The 15,966-nt window shown below is 56.5% G+C and carries 12 protein-coding genes; 10 read left to right on the top strand and 2 right to left on the bottom strand.

Features of this window, described 5'->3' with window-relative positions; all coding sequences use genetic code 11:
• Positions 1-30: 30 nt before the first annotated feature.
• Positions 31-1,020, bottom strand: a complete 990-nt coding sequence (locus tag QA645_RS39190) for a LysR family transcriptional regulator (protein ID WP_283046363.1) — start codon at positions 1,018-1,020, stop codon at positions 31-33.
• Positions 1,021-1,992: 972 nt separating this feature from the next.
• Between QA645_RS39190 and QA645_RS39185 the strand changes: the two genes are divergently transcribed.
• The 10 genes from QA645_RS39185 to nifA all read left to right on the top strand — a co-directional run bounded on the left by QA645_RS39185 (position 1,993) and on the right by nifA (position 15,194).
• Positions 1,993-2,586, top strand: coding sequence for a NodA family N-acyltransferase (locus QA645_RS39185; protein WP_283046362.1), 594 nt, complete (start codon positions 1,993-1,995; stop codon positions 2,584-2,586).
• 41 nt (positions 2,587-2,627) lie between these two features.
• The gene (gene nodB, locus QA645_RS39180) at positions 2,628-3,236 is read left to right on the top strand and encodes a chitooligosaccharide deacetylase NodB (RefSeq protein ID WP_283053533.1); all 609 of its coding nucleotides are present in this window, start codon (positions 2,628-2,630) and stop codon (positions 3,234-3,236) included.
• A gap of 15 nt (positions 3,237-3,251) precedes the next feature.
• Positions 3,252-4,616 (top strand): chitooligosaccharide synthase NodC, encoded by a 1,365-nt coding sequence (gene nodC / locus QA645_RS39175; protein ID WP_283046361.1) that lies wholly within the window; start codon positions 3,252-3,254, stop codon positions 4,614-4,616.
• A 13-nt stretch (positions 4,617-4,629) separates the two neighbouring features.
• A complete protein-coding gene (gene nodS, locus QA645_RS39170; RefSeq protein WP_283046360.1) occupies positions 4,630-5,259 on the top strand; it encodes a nodulation methyltransferase NodS in 630 nt (209 codons plus the stop codon).
• A 13-nt stretch (positions 5,260-5,272) separates the two neighbouring features.
• On the top strand, positions 5,273-6,994 hold the full coding sequence (gene nodU / locus QA645_RS39165; protein WP_283046359.1) for a nodulation protein NodU: 1,722 nt from the start codon (positions 5,273-5,275) through the stop codon (positions 6,992-6,994).
• Positions 6,982-7,896 carry a nodulation factor ABC transporter ATP-binding protein NodI gene (gene nodI, locus QA645_RS39160; RefSeq protein WP_283046358.1) on the top strand — a complete coding sequence of 305 codons (915 nt, stop codon included), beginning with the start codon at positions 6,982-6,984 and terminating at the stop codon, positions 7,894-7,896. Before nodU ends, nodI begins: the two co-directional genes overlap by 13 nt.
• Positions 7,896-8,684 carry an ABC transporter permease gene (locus QA645_RS39155; protein ID WP_283053531.1) on the top strand — a complete coding sequence of 263 codons (789 nt, stop codon included), beginning with the start codon at positions 7,896-7,898 and terminating at the stop codon, positions 8,682-8,684. The genes nodI and QA645_RS39155 overlap by 1 nt, the downstream gene beginning before the upstream one ends.
• A 164-nt stretch (positions 8,685-8,848) precedes the next feature.
• Entirely contained in the window at positions 8,849-10,897 is a 2,049-nt protein-coding gene (locus QA645_RS39150) for a carbamoyltransferase (protein WP_283053529.1), read from the top strand.
• Positions 10,898-11,165: 268 nt separating this feature from the next.
• Entirely contained in the window at positions 11,166-12,152 is a 987-nt protein-coding gene (locus tag QA645_RS39145; RefSeq protein WP_283046357.1) for a nodulation protein NodZ, read from the top strand.
• A 1,224-nt stretch (positions 12,153-13,376) separates the two neighbouring features.
• Positions 13,377-15,194 carry a nif-specific transcriptional activator NifA gene (gene nifA, locus QA645_RS39140; protein ID WP_283046356.1) on the top strand — a complete coding sequence of 606 codons (1,818 nt, stop codon included), beginning with the start codon at positions 13,377-13,379 and terminating at the stop codon, positions 15,192-15,194.
• A 264-nt stretch (positions 15,195-15,458) separates the two neighbouring features.
• On the opposite strand, the gene QA645_RS39135 is transcribed toward nifA, so the two are convergent.
• On the bottom strand, positions 15,459-15,704 hold the full coding sequence (locus QA645_RS39135) for a hypothetical protein (RefSeq protein ID WP_283046355.1): 246 nt from the start codon (positions 15,702-15,704) through the stop codon (positions 15,459-15,461).
• Positions 15,705-15,966 lie beyond the last annotated feature (262 nt).

Below are 15,966 nucleotides of genomic sequence, written 5' to 3'. Positions count from 1 at the left end.
TCGGAGAAGCGAGCGCGCGAGTGGCGGTCGTCATTTTGAGCCATCTGAAGCCGCGTCTGTAGCTGACGAAGAGGAGTTCGATCGATGGCCTACGAGAGATTTAGAACCAACAGGGGTCAGGCGCGCTGCTTCCTCTATCAAAACCTCGCGCATCCAAATGCTCGCTGGATCTGTATTGTGGACCGAAGGCCACTGGAGCGCCTCGGTGAAACCAGGAAGCGGTAGCGGAAGGCTGTTGGTTCGCAGTGGCATCGTCTTTGCGAAGTACTTCACAAGCGTCAAGGGCATCGTGGCAATTCGGTTGGTGCCCACGAGCATATGCGGGATCATGCCAAAGCTCTGCACGACGACCTCGACCCGTCTCTTCAGGCCGTGCTCCTTCATGTACCAATCATCTATGGAGGGCACTCGGGAGCGCCCAAACTTCACCGCAACGTGCCCCATCGACATGTATCGCTCGAATGTCAGCTGTCGAGACAGCTGCTTATTCGAACGGCAACCGACGCACACGACGCTTTCCTCAAAGAGCACCGCTCTGGGATGTGTGTGCGACATGTATACCTCGGGCACTATAAGGAAATCGATTTCTGCGCGTTCAATCGGCTGATCGAACGGGTCCGCATGAGGCATGAACTCGAATCTGATGCCGGGGGCCTCTCGCGCGACACGCTCAACCACGTTTCGGAGTAGTACGATCGTGGCAAAGTCGGACACGCAGATCTTGAAGCGACGATTCGACTCGCTCGGCTTGAACGTATTGCCCGACGTAATGGAGAACTGGATGTGAAGCAGAGCCTCCCGAGTTGGAGCGGCGAGCGCTTCCGCACGTGGAGTAGGGATAAGTTCGCGCCCCCTCATCGTAAAGAGCTCGTCACGGAAATACGTGCGCAGCCGGCCAACCGCAGCGCTCATGGCCGGTTGACTCAAGTTGATGCTGCGCGCTGCCGCCGTGAGGTTTCGCTCGGTCATCAAAGCATCGAGCGCGACAAGAAGATTTAGATCAAGGCCCCGAAAGCGCATTGTCACCTATCCGCAGTGTGGATGTTTTTCATCCAAACAATCGATTTACCAGTTCGCGCGGCGCCAGTTAGGAAGCTGTCAGACTTTAAGAACATGGTAGGTTTTGGAGAAGCGGAGCGTGGCGCGGCATATCGCAAAGAGTGGCGATGGGATTTCGTCCGCAGCCGAGCGCAGCTTAGCTCGACGATCGTCATCTTATTGTCGTCTTCGAAGGCATCGCATCGCTTCCAATGGTAACCATTCGTGCGAAGGATCTGCGAGCGCTGATGTAGCGATCCATCAAGCTCTTCTTGAGAAGATCACTCAAGGGCACGAAAGTCCTCGCGTGCGTCATAGTCCCTGCCAGAGGTTGAGCCGGGCGAATCCAGCCGCGACTAGGGTTGTCCCGTTCCGTTTTCCTTACACGCAAGCAGCATTTTCGCTGTGCAAGCTGGGAAGGGTGCTGCTTGGCGAAGCGCAGTTGGGACGCCTTCGCAACACAATCCGTCGCGAGGTAAGTTCTACATCACGGTCGTGTTTTATTGCAACCGCATGCCGCCCAATAGCGCGTGCAGGAGCGCGGTTTAAACCATCGTATAGCCGCTACATACGCTTCTATGGAAGGCGTCTACCCCGATATGATTGGGTAGGTGCATGGCCCTCCGCTACCTTGCGGGGACCGGAAAATCATCGCGCAGAATGGACGTCTAGGCGCAATGGCAACAAACTAGGATGCAGAGCAGTAGATGACGCAATTGTTGTAACAGCACCGACCGCTACTCGCCTGAAGGAGACGACGGCAACAGTTAGCTGCGGCACGCAGAGCATCCGGAGTATTCAGAAAACGCCTGTTCGCCGCGACAACTCAAGCGCCGTCAATAAGTCAACATCATCCACAGTCGCTGACGCCACCATGGAACGAGCAACGTCACGCGGCTCGTCGCTAGGCTCGTGCGTGCCTCAGGAACACTGCAAGAAGCAGGAGAAACTTTCATGCGCCCTCAGATCAAGTGGAGGACGTGTTGGGAAAATGACTTGCAACTCGCCGACCACGCCGAGATATCCGAGTTCTTTCGCAATGCCTACGGGCCGACAGGGGCGTTTAATGCAAAGCCCTTTGAAGGCATTCGAAGCTGGGCGGGCGCGAGACCTGAGCTCCGTGTCATCGGATACGATGAACGCGGCGTGGCGGCCCATATCGGAGGGCTGCGCCGGTATATCAAGGTCGGCGAAGTCGACCTCCTGGTGGCTGAACTCGGATTGTACGCAGTGCGTCCGGACCTCGAGGGGCTCGGAATTTCCCATTCCATGCGCGTGATGTTTCCTGTGCTGCAGCAGCTTGGTGTTCCGTTCGGCTTCGGTACGGTTCGACATGAACTCAAAGAGCATATCTCGAGGCTACTCGGCCGCCCGGGTTTGGCGACGATTGTTCCGGGCGTTCGCGTTCGCTCCACTCTTCCGGATATCTATCCCAACTTGCCGCCGACTCGCGTCGATGAAGCACTCCTCGTCGTATTCCCTATAGCGCGGCCGATGAGCGAGTGGCCGACGGGCACAATCATCGAGCGAAATGGGCCAGAGCTGTGAAAGACGCCAATTGCTCCTTCGAAGCGCAGACCAGGCGCGCCATGGATACCCGCAGCGTGCATTTGACGTTTGATGACGGACCGAATCCATACTGCACGCCGGATATTCTTGATGTGTTGGCGGAATACCGCGCGCCGGCCACCTTCTGCGTCCTTGGCACGTATGCGGCGAATGAGCCGAGTCTAATTCGACGAATGATCGCGGAGGGGCACGAGGTGGCTAACCACACGATGACACATCCGGATCTATCCAGCTGCGAACCAGACGAAGTGCGATACCAAATCCTGGCGGCAAGTCGGGCTATCAGATGCGCATGCCCGCAGGCAGCGGTGCGACGCGTGCGTGCGCCTTATGGCATTTGGACCGAAGAGGTGCTCGCGCTGTCGGCGAAGGCGCAACTAGCCGCTCTGTACTGGTCAGTAGATCCACGGGACTGGTCCTGCCCGGGCGTCGATGCGATCGTCGACGCGGTACTAGCGTCTGTCCGCCCCGGCGCGATTGTGCTCCTGCACGATGGATGCCCTCCCGATGAGTTGAGGCGGGGCATTCATGCCGGTCTACGCAGCCAGACCCTGAAGGCGCTTTCCCAACTCATTCCAGCACTGCGTGAGCGTGGATTTGCGATTAGCCCGCTTCCCCAACTTCACTGAACAAAATTGAGCCCAATGAACCTGCTTGCCATAACCAGCACCGTAGTCGTATCGTCTTACGCGCTGCTCTCCGCAGTCTACAAGACCGTGCAGGCTTTCCACGCCTCTCCGTCACACGCGCCGTCGATTCCGACACATGCAATTCGTCCCGAAGCCATGCCGAGCGTGGATGTGATCGTGCCATGCTTCAACGAGAACCCGCAGACGCTTTCGGCGTGTCTAGAGTCGATCGCAAGCCAAGATTACGCGGGGCAGCTCCATGTTTATGTGGTTGATGACGGTTCGTCAAATCGCGAGGACGTGGCGTATGTTCATCAAGATTTTGCGCGTGACTCGAGGTTCAATTTCATTCTCCTGCAAAACAATGTCGGAAAGCGGAAGGCGCAGATTGCCGCAATTCGCCGCTCATCCGGAGATCTTGTACTCAATGTCGACTCGGACACGATACTCGCGACCGATATGGTCGGGAAGCTTGCGCTGAGAATGCAAGACACCGACGTCGGTGCCGCCATGGGGCAATTAACAGCGAGCAACCGGAACGCCACTTGGTTAACTTCCTTGATCGACATGGAGTACTGGCTGGCGTGCAACGAAGAGCGTGCAGCTCAAGCGCGCTTCGGCGCGGTCATGTGCTGCTGTGGCCCATGTGCGATGTACCGGCGATCGGCGCTCGCTTTGCTGCTGGATCAGTACGAGGCGCAATATTTTCGAGGAAAGCCAAGTGATTTCGGCGAGGATCGCCATCTCACGATCCTCATGTTGAAAGCGGGATTTCGGACTGAATACGTTCCTGACGCCTACGCTGCAACGGTCGTTCCGGATAAGTTGACCCCGTATCTGCGCCAACAGCTGCGCTGGGCGCGGAGCACTTTCCGAGACACGCTGCTTGCGTTGCGGCTTCTGCCAGGTCTCGATCCATACCTGACATTAGATGTTATCGGGCAAAACGTAGGCCCCCTTCTTCTGGCCCTTTCAGTTGTAGCGGGTATCGCTCAACTCGCATTCACGTGCACAGTGCCATGGTGGACATGTGTGATGATCGCATCAATGACAGTGGTACGATGCAGCGTCGCGGCCTTTCGTGCTCGCCAATTACGATTTCTCGCCTTTTCCCTCCACACTCCCATCAATATCTTTATGCTACTTCCGGTCAAAGCATATGCCCTGTGTACCTTAAGCAATAGCGATTGGCTCTCACGAAAATCGACGAAGGCGACGGTGTCTGGCGGGGAACAGTCGCTCAAGCAGAGCCAAGAGTCTCAACCAGACGCTGCCTGGCTCTCGGGACCGACTGCGCCGGTTTGCAAGCGCGATGGCTTGCGTCGACCTTCTGGTGGTGACGCGGCCGCCCTAGCAGCGGCCAGCGATCGAGCGGACTAAGGAGTGGCTGGCCATGAAGCCGGATGAGAATTACCAATTGTTAGAGCGCGAACTGGCTGCCGGGGATCCGTGGCGACTGGACGGAAATCCGTTCGAGCGAGAGCGCCACGCGCAAATGTTGCGGCTTTCGCTTTTGGATGGTTTTGTCCTGAATGCGCTCGAAGTCGGATGCGCAGCTGGCGCCTTCACGGAAAAGCTCGCGCCCCATTGCGAACGACTTACAGTCATCGACGTCGTACCGCGAGCGATCGATCGGGCGAGCCTACGGACGAAGCAATGGTCCCACATCACATGGATTGTCTCTGACATCGAACAGTTCTCAAGGGCAGAGCAGTTCGATTTGATCGTGGTGGCGGAAGTTCTCTACTATCTCCGCGATGTCGGCGAGATGCGTGCGGCCGTCAATAATCTGCTGCGAATGCTCGCGCCTGGTGGTCATCTGGTTTTCGGATCGGCGCGTGATGCCACCTGCCAAGGCTGGGGGCATGTCGCCGGCGCGGAAACGATCATCGCAATGTTGAGCGAAACATTGGTCGAGGTCGAGCGGGTGCAATGCCAAGGGCAATCGACCAACGAAGACTGCTTGCTGGCTCGTTTTCGGAATTCGAAGTCACTCTCCCTTCTACTCCAAGATCCATCTTAAGCATTGAGGCACTATGCGCATCTGTGGCATCAAGCTGACGCATGACGGGTCCGTCGCTCTTGTAGAGGATGGACGCCTAGTCTTTTGCATCGAGCAGGAGAAACGCGAGAACAATCGGCGGTATCAAACCATCGAGAATCTCGACGCAGTTGTGCTTGCTTTGGCGGAGCACGGGCTGGATCCCCGCGACATTGATCAGTTCGTCATTGACGGCTGGGACGGCGAGACCGAATCGGAATTCCAGGTCTTGAGTGGGGCCGATCTGCTCACACTCAAAGGTGCGCCCTATGTTGAACGTCCCGAGGGCCTCCTCTCTGCCCGCGAGAGGCTTGGCCTTGTGCTCAACGGGAAGAGTTTCTCTTACCGAAGCTATGCACACGTCACAGGCCATGTTGCCTCCGCATACTGCACTAGCCCGTTTGCGAAAGCTGGGGAACCCGCCTTTTGCCTGGTGTGGGACGGCTGCATCTTTCCGCGTCTCTATTATGTAGACGCCAGTGGCGGCCGCTTCCTGGAATCCTTATTCCCGATGATAGGCCACGCCTATGCTGTTGCGGGCCACCACTTCGGGCCGTACCAGCAACCGAACCGGAAGAATTGGGACCTTGGCGTCGCGGGCAAGCTGATGGCCTATATCGGCCTGGGGGCGCCTGATGAAGACATCGTAACGGTGTTTAAGGACGGCTATGAGAAGCACTTTGCGGCGAACACGGAGGCTGCTCGGCGTTACCGTGCAAACATTAATGACGCCGAGGCGTCACTTGCCGCTACGCACGACTACTTCGGAGAATGCGCCCTTCGATTAGACGGTAAGCGAGCCGAAAACATTCTTGCATCGTTTCACGTTTTCCTTGAGCGTCTGCTCGTGAGCGAAATGGGCCTTGCTCTGCTGCGGCATTCTAATTTTCACGGACCGCGCAATCTTTGCGTAGCGGGTGGTTGTGGCCTTAACATCAAATGGAACAGTGCGTTACGTGCGTCCGGCTTGTTCGAAGGTGTATGGGTGCCGCCTTTTCCGAATGACAGTGGCTCAGCAATCGGGGCCGCTTGTTCGGCAATGGTGGCGGACAAGGGTTTCGTGCCGCTGGAATGGTCGGTCTATAGCGGGCCGTCCCTCACCAGCGGCGATACATCAGCGGAATGGGGGGCCACGCCGTGCAACATCAGCGAGCTTGCCGCGCTGCTCGCAACCAATAAGCCCGTGGTGTTCCTGGCCGGTCGCGCCGAACTCGGACCGCGCGCCTTGGGGGGCAGAAGCATTCTTGCTGCGGCGACCTCGCCAGCCATGAAGGACTATCTCAACGACATCAAAATTCGCGAGCATTTCCGACCGGTTGCCCCGATATGTCTGGAAGACCGAGCGCCGGAGATTTTCGATCCTGGAACGCCGGACCCTTATATGCTCTTCGACCATCAGACGCGGCCAGAATGGCGAGACAAGATCCCGGCCGTTGTGCACCTTGACGGATCTGCACGATTGCAGACCGTTGGCAGAACATCGGGGCATAAGGTTGCTGAGTTGCTCATTGAATATGAGAAACTCACAGGCATCCCGCTGCTTTGCAATACAAGCGCCAACCATCATGGACGTGGCTTTTTCCCCGATGTCGCAGCCGCCTGCGAATGGGGACGCATCGAACAGATCTGGTGCGATGGTCTGCTGTGGAGCAGAAGGCCAGCAACAGAAGCGTCGTTGTCTGATCGACCAGCCGAGATGGACGCATGTCGAGCGTAGCGATCGACCTTGCCGCTGTACACAAATCGTATCGCGGGAAAGTCGTTGTCAACGGGCTAACGTTCAGTGTTGCGGCGGGAGAGTGCTTCGGTCTGCTTGGACCGAACGGCGCGGGCAAAAGCACCATCGTGCGTATGATCCTCGGCATGGTGCCGCCGGACTCTGGCAAGATCGCGGTGCTCGGCAAGCAAGTGCCGGTACAGGCTCGCCTGGCACGCGCAGGCGTGGGCGTGGTCCCGCAGTTTGACAATCTCGAGAACGAGTTCACCGTACGCGAGAACTTACTGGTGTTCGGGCGCTATTTCGGTTTAAGCGCGCGTGAAATCGAGGCGGTTACTCCATCACTGCTCGATTTTGCCCGCCTCGAGATCAAAGCGGATACGCGCGTTTCCGAGTTATCAGGCGGCATGAAGCGGCGGTTGGTGCTGGCACGTGCGCTGATCAACGATCCGCAACTGCTCGTGATGGACGAGCCAACGACCGGGCTCGACCCGCATGCCCGCCATTTGATTTGGGAACGACTACGATCGCTACTTGCGCGTGGCAAGACGATCCTGCTGACCACTCACTTTATGGAAGAGGCTGAGCGGTTGTGCGACAGGCTGTGCGTGCTTGAAGAAGGACGCAAGATCGCCGAAGGCGAGCCTCACGCGCTGATCAATGAACAGATTGGCTGTGACGTCATGGAGATCTATGGCGGAAACCCGCAGGAATCCATTGAGCTGATCAGGCCCTACGCACAACGCATCGAGCAGAGCGGCGAGACTATTTTTTGCTATGCACCAGATCTGGAGCAGGTGCGTAAGCAGTTGCGGGGGCGGGCGGGTTTGCGCCTTCTGGAGCGTCCGCCGAACCTCGAGGATGTGTTCTTGCGACTTACCGGACGCGAGATAGAGATATGATGAGAATGACTTATAGCGCGGCCATGCCGGCCAATGCGGTTAACTGGGTCGCAGTATGGCGTCGCAACTATTTGGCATGGAGGAAGATTGCGCTTGCATCGCTTCTTGGCAATCTCGCCGATCCTATGACCAATCTACTTGGTCTTGGCTTTGGCCTCGGGCTGATTGTCGGCCGCGTGAACGGGACTTCATATATCGATTTCCTGGTCGGGGGCATGGTTGCGACCAGCGCGATGACTTCCGCAAGCTTCGAAACCATTTACGCCACATTCGCCCGCATGCACACCCAACGAACCTGGGAGGCAATGCTGTGCACACAGCTCACGCTCGGCGACATCCTGCTTGGTGAAGTGGCATGGGCAGCCAGCAAGGCGGTGCTGGCTGGCACAGGAATTACGATCGTTGCCGCGGGAATGGGTTATGCGGCATGGCCCTCCATGCTCTATGCGCTACCCGCAATCGCTCTCACCGGGTTCGTCTTCGCGAGCTTGGCGATGGTGATCGTGTCGCTAGCGCCTAGCTACGACTATTTCGTGTTCTACCAAACCCTCGTCCTAACACCCATGGTGTTCCTGTGCGGCGCGGTATTCCCGATCAGCCAGTTGCCGGCCGCCTTCCAGATCGTAGCAGGCATCTTACCCCTGGAGCATTCGATTGAGCTCATTCGTCCGGCGATGCTTGGCCGGCCGGCCGCCAGCGTCGGAATCCATATTGGCGCACTCTGCATTTACGCGGTCTTGCCGTTCTTGCTGTCGATTGCGCTTCTTCTCCGACGCCTCATGCGCTGAGCGGGGGGCGTGGCGAATCTGATGAACGCGAGAGCCCGAACTGTGGAGATCCGGCAAGGTCGCATCTCGCTTAGGCTGTTCATGTCGGGCTGGTGCATGCAGCAGAGATCGGTTGTGAGGCTGCTGGTACCAACTGAGTCCTCTTACAATAAACGGAGAGTATGATGCTGTGTCTCGGCGTGAGCGGCGGACTAGATCGGGTTTATGAATGTCGACCCGAGCTTCCAAACACATTTCTGCACGACGGCGCCGCGGTGCTCGTGCGCGACGGACGTGTGATAGCGGCCGTCGAAGAAGAGCGACTCAACCGGGTCAAACATTCTAATAAATTTCCGAGCCAGTCCATCCAATACTGCCTGGAAGCTGCAGGTGTTGAACTGAAAGACGTCGATCGGATCGCGTTCTATGCGACCGAGGCCTACTGCAATGCTATGCTGGAGCGCTTGTTTGTTTCGCAGCCGTCGGACGCTATTCCTATGGATGCCAGGCTTTTGCTGAGGACGATGCTGGGGCAAGAGTTCGGCATCGAAGTTGATCCGTCCCGCATCTCGTTCGTAAGTCATCACCAGGCGCACGCTGTTAGTGCGTTTGCAATGTCTGGATTTGAGCAAAGTCTGGTGCTTGCAATCGACGGCGGTGGTGATTTTCTTTCTGGTCTCGTGGCCATCGGGTCCGGAACCGAAGTTAACCTACTCCAGAGCTTCCCGGAGAGTAACTCATTGGGGTTGTTTTATCTCGAGACGATCCGGTATCTCGGCTATAGCTTGTTCGATGAGTACAAGGTCATGGGACTTGCTCCTTATGGTGACCCCGCGCCCTATCGCAATCTCTTTGAGCAGTTCTACGAGCTTTCTGAGAACGGGTGCTACCGGCTCTACCTGGATCGCATCGGTCCTGCGTTGGTCCGCAATATTCAGGTCCGGCGAAAAGGAATGCCATTCACCCAACAGCATCGCGATGTCAGCGCTTCGCTGCAGGAAGCGCTTGAGCGGATCGTGTTCCACATACTTAAACATTATCGAGAAGCCACAGGCATGAACCGGCTGTGCTTGGCTGGCGGAGTGGCCCACAACTGCACCGTGAATGGTAAGCTACTTTATTCAGGGCTCTTCGACGACATTTTCGTGCAGCCGGCGGCCCACGACGCCGGTTGCGCACTAGGCGCCGCGCTGATGGCGTCTCTCGAGGGTGGTCGACCCGCGCCGCGCGAGCGGCTCCAGGACGTCTATTGGGGTCCCGATCTCGGTACCGAGCATGCCATTGAACAGGAACTGAATGCGTGGGCCGGGCACCTCGACATTGAGCGAAGCGATGATGTGTCGGGCAGAGCCGCCGATTGGATGGCAAGCGGCGCAGTGATCGGTTGGGTGCAGGGTCGATCGGAGTTCGGACCACGTGCCCTGGGTAACCGCAGTATTCTCGCCGATCCCCGACCTGCAGCTAACAAGGACCGCATAAACGCGATGGTCAAGAAGCGCGAGGGATACCGACCATTTGCGCCTTCCGTGTTGGAGGAGGATGCACCAGAATATTTCGATCTCCCGGCCAGTGAGACGGAATTTCCATTCATGAACTTCGTAGTTCGCGTGCGCGATTCCAAGCGCGACTCGCTGGGCGCCATTACGCATGTTGATGGCACTGCACGGCTACAGACAGTGTCGCGCAAGTCAAATCCGACCTACTGGAGCCTTATCGACGAGTTCAAAAAACGGACGGGCATTCCGGTTCTGCTCAATACCTCGTTTAACAATAACGCCGAACCGATCGTAGATTCGGTTGCAGACGCCGTCGCCACATTTCTGACCACCGAGCTCGATGCCCTCGTAGTTGGTCCGTTTTTAGTCAAAAAGCGGGCGGTAACGCTAGAGGACTGGACTTCGCTCGCGGTTTCATTGCCGCCTTATGTATCTCTGTATCGCGTCCGCGCTCATACAGCGCGGGATCGGCAAGAGACGGTATGCGAGATCCGCACCGCGTTTTCTGGCGGCGGGACAGTGCGTATCTCAGGAGTGTTGTTCGATCTGCTGATGCGGATCAAGGGCGAATCCGTCCTCCGCGACCTCTTCGATTCGATGATGATGGACCACGCCGAGCGCGAAACTCTCGTCGAAGAACTGAGAGGCCTGTGGGAGCAACGCCGCGTCCGCCTACATCCTCCCTCAAGCGTCATTCACTTGAAGAGTGAGTCCCATCAGATGACAGAGCAAGCTTAAAGCGGGCCCAATATAGTGGAGAACCTTGCAATATAATCTTCAGGGCTCAAAGGAGAGCGTATTCCGGCAATACGCTTCCCAGGCGAGAGGAGCCGACCGACGCGCGCTCTATCAAATGCCATAGCGTTCGAGCGGATTGCCACTCGGCCCGGCCCTAAGCAGGTTTGAAGGTTAGTGCAAGGCCGCGCCCAATGCGATGAGGGGCTGGAGCCTAAAGTTAAGGCGACCTTGCTGATCGATCGGGTACGTTGCGACGAGGAAAGTTAAAATGCTTGTTGGTGTTACGAAGGAAAGGTTCGTTGTTTCTCGACGACGTACTGGTCTCGGCGACTGCCTGTGGTCACTCGCGGCAGCCTGGCAGTACGCCAAGCGGACAGGACGTACACTGGTTATCGATTGGCGCGGCTCTTGCTATCTCGATCAACCCTTTACCAACGCTTTTCGAGTGTTTTTCGAATCGGTTCATGACATCGCCGGCGTACGTGTGATCTGCGATGATCGGGTCAACTCCCTTTCTCTTCCCGGGCCGTTTTTTCCAACCTGGTGGAATCGACCATCCATCGATTGCGTTTATCGACCGGACGAACAGATATTCCGAGAACGCGACGAGCTGAGGCAGCTCTTCGAGGCCAAAGATGATACTCACGCCAATACCGTGGTGTGTGATGCTTGTTTGATGTGGGCTTGCGATCAGGACGCCGAGCGACAGATATTTCGTAGCATCAAACTGCGGTCTGAAATTCAAGCTCGGATCGATGCGATACATCGCGAGCACTTTGAGGGTCGCAGCGTAATCGGCGTTCATGTTCGACACGGAAATGGCGAAGATATCATGGGGCACAGGCCATACTGGGCCGATCCGGAGCTTGCCGTTCGGCAGGTATGCACTGCCATCCAAAAGGCAAAAGCATTGCCCCATGCAAAACCCACGCGGGTCTTTTTATGCACCGACAGCCCGAAGGTTTTGGATCAGGTCTCGGCTAGGTTCCCAGACATCTTCACGATCTCAAAACGCTTTCAGGCCGATCAAGCAGGCCCGTTACACAGTGCCGAATTGGGAGCGGACGGGGGATCGTCGGCTCTCATCGAGATGTACCTTCTCGGACGATGCGATACCGTGATTCGCTTTCCGCCAACCAGCGCCTTTACCCGCTATGCCCGACTTGTTGCCCCGCGCAGCATCGAGTTCGATTTGAATGATCCGACCCGCCTAATCCTGATTGACGAGCCGCCCAAGGATTACCCGGTCGCCTAAACCACATAGCATATTCTCGCCGATCCTACGACGATGTCTCATGAGCTTGTTGGCTCCGTCGATGAAGTGTTTTCCCGCCGAGCCGGGTCGGCTGTCCTATGGGGAGACTTAGCGTCGACAAACGGGCTTGCTGGTGAAGGGCCAAGGAGCCCTGGAGCGAGTGCGCCTCTAGATCACTTCATGAAGTCAAAGGTTGCAAAACCCCGGAGCGAAGCTTGCTCATATTGTGTCGTCTGTGGGATGGCTAACGGATAAATCGGACGTATTAGGCTGCCACGTCTGATTCCTGATCCCGCTGAAGGACGCCAAGACAATTTACCCTTTTGGAGCCGATCTGCACGCTTACATTTAAGCTGCCGTTCTCGATGGCCACAGCCTCCTGGCAGTCAAGAGCCCGGTTTGGAGCAAGAGAGAGGGCAAATTGAAAGGCATCCGGCCGCAGCCTCATTCTCAGATCACCGCGGCGAAATCTTGCAGCCTCGTTTCCTGCGCATCGGAGGCTCTCTGCCATCGATGCTCCAGCGGACGTGATGCTCGTCGGCTCGCAAACAAATTGTCAGCCTTTGCATGTTTTGAAGCATTTCCGACAACGCGCACGATTGTCCAGGTTGCGCTCATACGAAACGAGGCGGGCGCACGTGTCCCCGATGGGACCTTTCAAGCGAAGAGCGGATACACCGCGGTTACTGCTGTTCGGAACGGCACGCGCCACATGTCCGGAAGGTGCTAAGTTGTTTGCGCGGCGTGACACTGCGTCGCAATCATGTCAGCTTTCTCCCTATCGCATTGGTCCAAATCCTGCACGCCTTTGGCGAGAGTGAATGCCACCAGGGCGAACGGGGAGAGTCGCTCATTTGTCGAATGTCAGACCGCGATGAACATGGACGCCGACATCTATTGTTGTGGCTTTGATTGTGCGTGGAGCATCTGCAGAAGATCATAGCCACAAGGCGGATCGCGCGAATGGAAAGCTGATCTTTGTTTTGGAGTTAAGACCAAGTCACGCAAGTTCTTTGTGCTGACGTAGAACAGATGTGGTCGGATGCGTAGACGCGGTAGAAATTGCTGCTCTGCTTTGCTGGCTCGACGTCGGTCGTATTTCAACGGAGTTCCCACAGAATCTTTTTAGAGGAGCATGAAGCAAATGAAAGCTTGTTTATCATCGTGCCATGAACAAGTGTTATCTCCTGGCGCCGTTAGTGTAAGCGCGAGATCGAGAGTGAGATGCAAGACGATGTTTCGAAGTGCGAACTAACTGCAAGCAAAGAGAGCAAGGGCGGCGTCGAACTTGTCAAGGTGCAGAGTGAGTCCGAATGCGAATGGCACGGCCCTGAAGAAGGCTCGAACGATCCCGTGGTCTTGCCGGTGAACGAAATTGCGCTCAGAGGAGTGTTCGAAATATCGAACATGCTCGCCAGTCCTTCGCGACTCGAAGTCGCGCTGGCAAACGTCATCGATTTGCTGCAGTCGTCTTTGCAGATGCGGCACGGTGTCGTGTCTCTCCTAGCGGACGATGACGAACCCGAGATTGCGGTTGGCGCTGGGTGGAGCGAAGGAAGCGATGAACGCTACCGCATGCGCCTACCGCAAATGGCGATTGAGGAGATTGTGACAACGGGCATGCCGTTTGTCGCTGAAGACATCGCCAAGCATCCCGCATTTAGCGCAGCTGACCTGGATGTGCTCGGTGCGTCCGACCACATGCGATTATCGTTCATTGGGGTTCCCATAAGCATTGATGAAAAGGTCGTTGGCACCCTATCTATTGAGCGTGTGCCCGACCTGGACTCGATGTTCCCACTCGATTGCGATGTCAGGCTACTCACCATGATCGCAAACCTGATTGGACAGGCGGTGAAGCTCCATCGCTTGGTCGCGCGCGACCGCAAGCGCCTCATGGCGGAGAGCTACCGGTGGCAGAAGGAGCTACTCGAATTCAAGCAGCCAGCGCGTGAGCGTAAAAAGGTTCACATCGATGGTATTATCGGTACCAGTCCGGCACTCCGCGGGTTGCTCGACAAGATCGCGGTGGTAGCCAGGTCAAATGCCACGGTTCTGCTCCGAGGTGAATCAGGCACCGGCAAGGAGCTGGTGGCCAAGGCAATTCACGAGCTATCCCCGCGTGCAAAACGGCCGTTCATCAAAATGAACTGCGCGGCGCTGCCCGAGACCGTCCTGGAATCCGAATTGTTCGGCCATGAAAAAGGAGCCTTTACCGGCGCCCTTAATTCGCGCAAAGGGCGCTTCGAACTAGCCGACAAGGGAACCCTTTTTCTAGACGAGATTGGCGAGATCTCAGGGGCTTTTCAGGCGAAGTTGTTGCGGGTTCTTCAGGAGCAAGAGTTTGAGCGGGTGGGTAGCGGCCACACGATGAAAGTTGACGTCCGAGTGATTGCTGCAACCAACAAGGACCTGGAAGGGGCGGTCACAAAGAACGAGTTTCGCGCTGATCTCTATTATCGTATTAGCGTAGTTCCGTTGATGCTGCCTCCCTTGCGCGAAAGGCGCAGCGATATTCCGCTGCTTGCCGCTGAGTTTCTCAAGAACTTCAACTGCAAGAACAGTCGTACATTGACGTTCGATCAGAGTGCCTTAGACGTGCTAATGAATTGCGGATTTCCAGGCAATGTGCGTGAACTCGAGAATTGCGTGCAACGGACGGCTACACTGGCGCCGGGGCCATTCATCGTCAGGAACGATTTTGCCTGCTGCCATGGTCAATGCCTTTCCGCGCTGCTGTGGAAGAGCGGATTGGATGAAGCGAAGCCTCGGGCCGCGCTGATCGGTGAGTTAACCCCCACGGCAGTTACGCCAACACCTGAGGCAGCAACGCCGGTTGCGGTCCTGGGTCCGCCTGTCGCGGCTGAGCCGGTCGATGGAGGCATCCTGAGCGGTGGCAAGCTGACGGATCGCGAGCGCCTCATTGCTGCCATGGAGAAAGCTGGCTGGGTGCAGGCAAAGGCGGCGCGCCTACTCGGACTCACACCGCGCCAAATCGGATACGCACTGAGGAAATATTGCATCGAAATTAAGCGCCTGTGAGTCGCTTCTGAACCTGGTCGACAGGCTTGGTACGCGAGACACTGGCCGGCCGGCGGCATACCAAGTGCCAATCGGGTGCACAATGACGGGGCGCATCTTTATGCTTACCTACAATACTTCAACGACGGAGTATGTGCGACGATTGGTCGGTTTCGCGAGCTGCGACAGGAGGCGCTCAAGGTAATGCAAGTTGGGTGCGTCGTACGGCGGCAGTCGCACTTGCGGTCGACTTCGCGGCCTCCATTGAGGCGGCATTATAGTCCATTATAGTTCGGGCCGCCGTCCAAGTTCTGTACGCAAATTCCAGATCGCGTTGTTTGCCAGATGAAGCACGTTTTTCTCACCCATTTTCAATGAACGTTCAAGGTGGAGACGTAGCCGAGCGCGCAGCAATGCCTCGGCATTATGGGTCAGGAATGGGTCTTTCTCTACGAAACGCCATGATTTCTCAAATGCCACGCTCACTAGAGCGTCCAATGTTTGCTTCTGTTGTGAAGACGTTTGATCCATGAATGAAAACTCCAACAAAATATCCTTTCAGCAGGGCGTGCTGCTGAAGAATTGGGAGGTCGAAGACTGACGCTTGGATGCTCAAAAGAGCCGCAGTCATTCAGCTCACGTTATTGCATGTTGATGCGTTGATCGGAGCCTATACATGCGTTTGTTGAAGCCATGATGACTAGTTGGAGCTTTTGGATTTCATGTAATTCGGTATTTTAGTATTCTGAAAGTGAAATTGATGCGTCCTTCAAGACAGGCGTGGCGCCCCTTT

Source organism: Bradyrhizobium sp. CIAT3101 (assembly GCF_029714945.1).
GTDB lineage: Bacteria > Pseudomonadota > Alphaproteobacteria > Rhizobiales > Xanthobacteraceae > Bradyrhizobium.
This window is presented reverse-complemented; position numbering and strand designations above follow the sequence as displayed.

Bases quoted from the DNA above. Each gene is read 5' to 3' on its own strand.
- QA645_RS39190 (WP_283046363.1), bottom strand. From the start codon at position 1,020: ATGCGCTTTCGGGGCCTTGATCTAAATCTTCTTGTCGCGCTCGATGCT.
- QA645_RS39185 (WP_283046362.1), top strand. From the start codon at position 1,993: ATGCGCCCTCAGATCAAGTGGAGGACGTGTTGGGAAAATGACTTGCAA.
- nodB (WP_283053533.1), top strand. From the start codon at position 2,628: ATGGATACCCGCAGCGTGCATTTGACGTTTGATGACGGACCGAATCCA.
- nodC (WP_283046361.1), top strand. From the start codon at position 3,252: ATGAACCTGCTTGCCATAACCAGCACCGTAGTCGTATCGTCTTACGCG.
- nodS (WP_283046360.1), top strand. From the start codon at position 4,630: ATGAAGCCGGATGAGAATTACCAATTGTTAGAGCGCGAACTGGCTGCC.
- nodU (WP_283046359.1), top strand. From the start codon at position 5,273: ATGCGCATCTGTGGCATCAAGCTGACGCATGACGGGTCCGTCGCTCTT.
- nodI (WP_283046358.1), top strand. From the start codon at position 6,982: ATGTCGAGCGTAGCGATCGACCTTGCCGCTGTACACAAATCGTATCGC.
- QA645_RS39155 (WP_283053531.1), top strand. From the start codon at position 7,896: ATGAGAATGACTTATAGCGCGGCCATGCCGGCCAATGCGGTTAACTGG.
- QA645_RS39150 (WP_283053529.1), top strand. From the start codon at position 8,849: ATGCTGTGTCTCGGCGTGAGCGGCGGACTAGATCGGGTTTATGAATGT.
- QA645_RS39145 (WP_283046357.1), top strand. From the start codon at position 11,166: ATGCTTGTTGGTGTTACGAAGGAAAGGTTCGTTGTTTCTCGACGACGT.
- nifA (WP_283046356.1), top strand. From the start codon at position 13,377: ATGCAAGACGATGTTTCGAAGTGCGAACTAACTGCAAGCAAAGAGAGC.
- QA645_RS39135 (WP_283046355.1), bottom strand. From the start codon at position 15,704: ATGGATCAAACGTCTTCACAACAGAAGCAAACATTGGACGCTCTAGTG.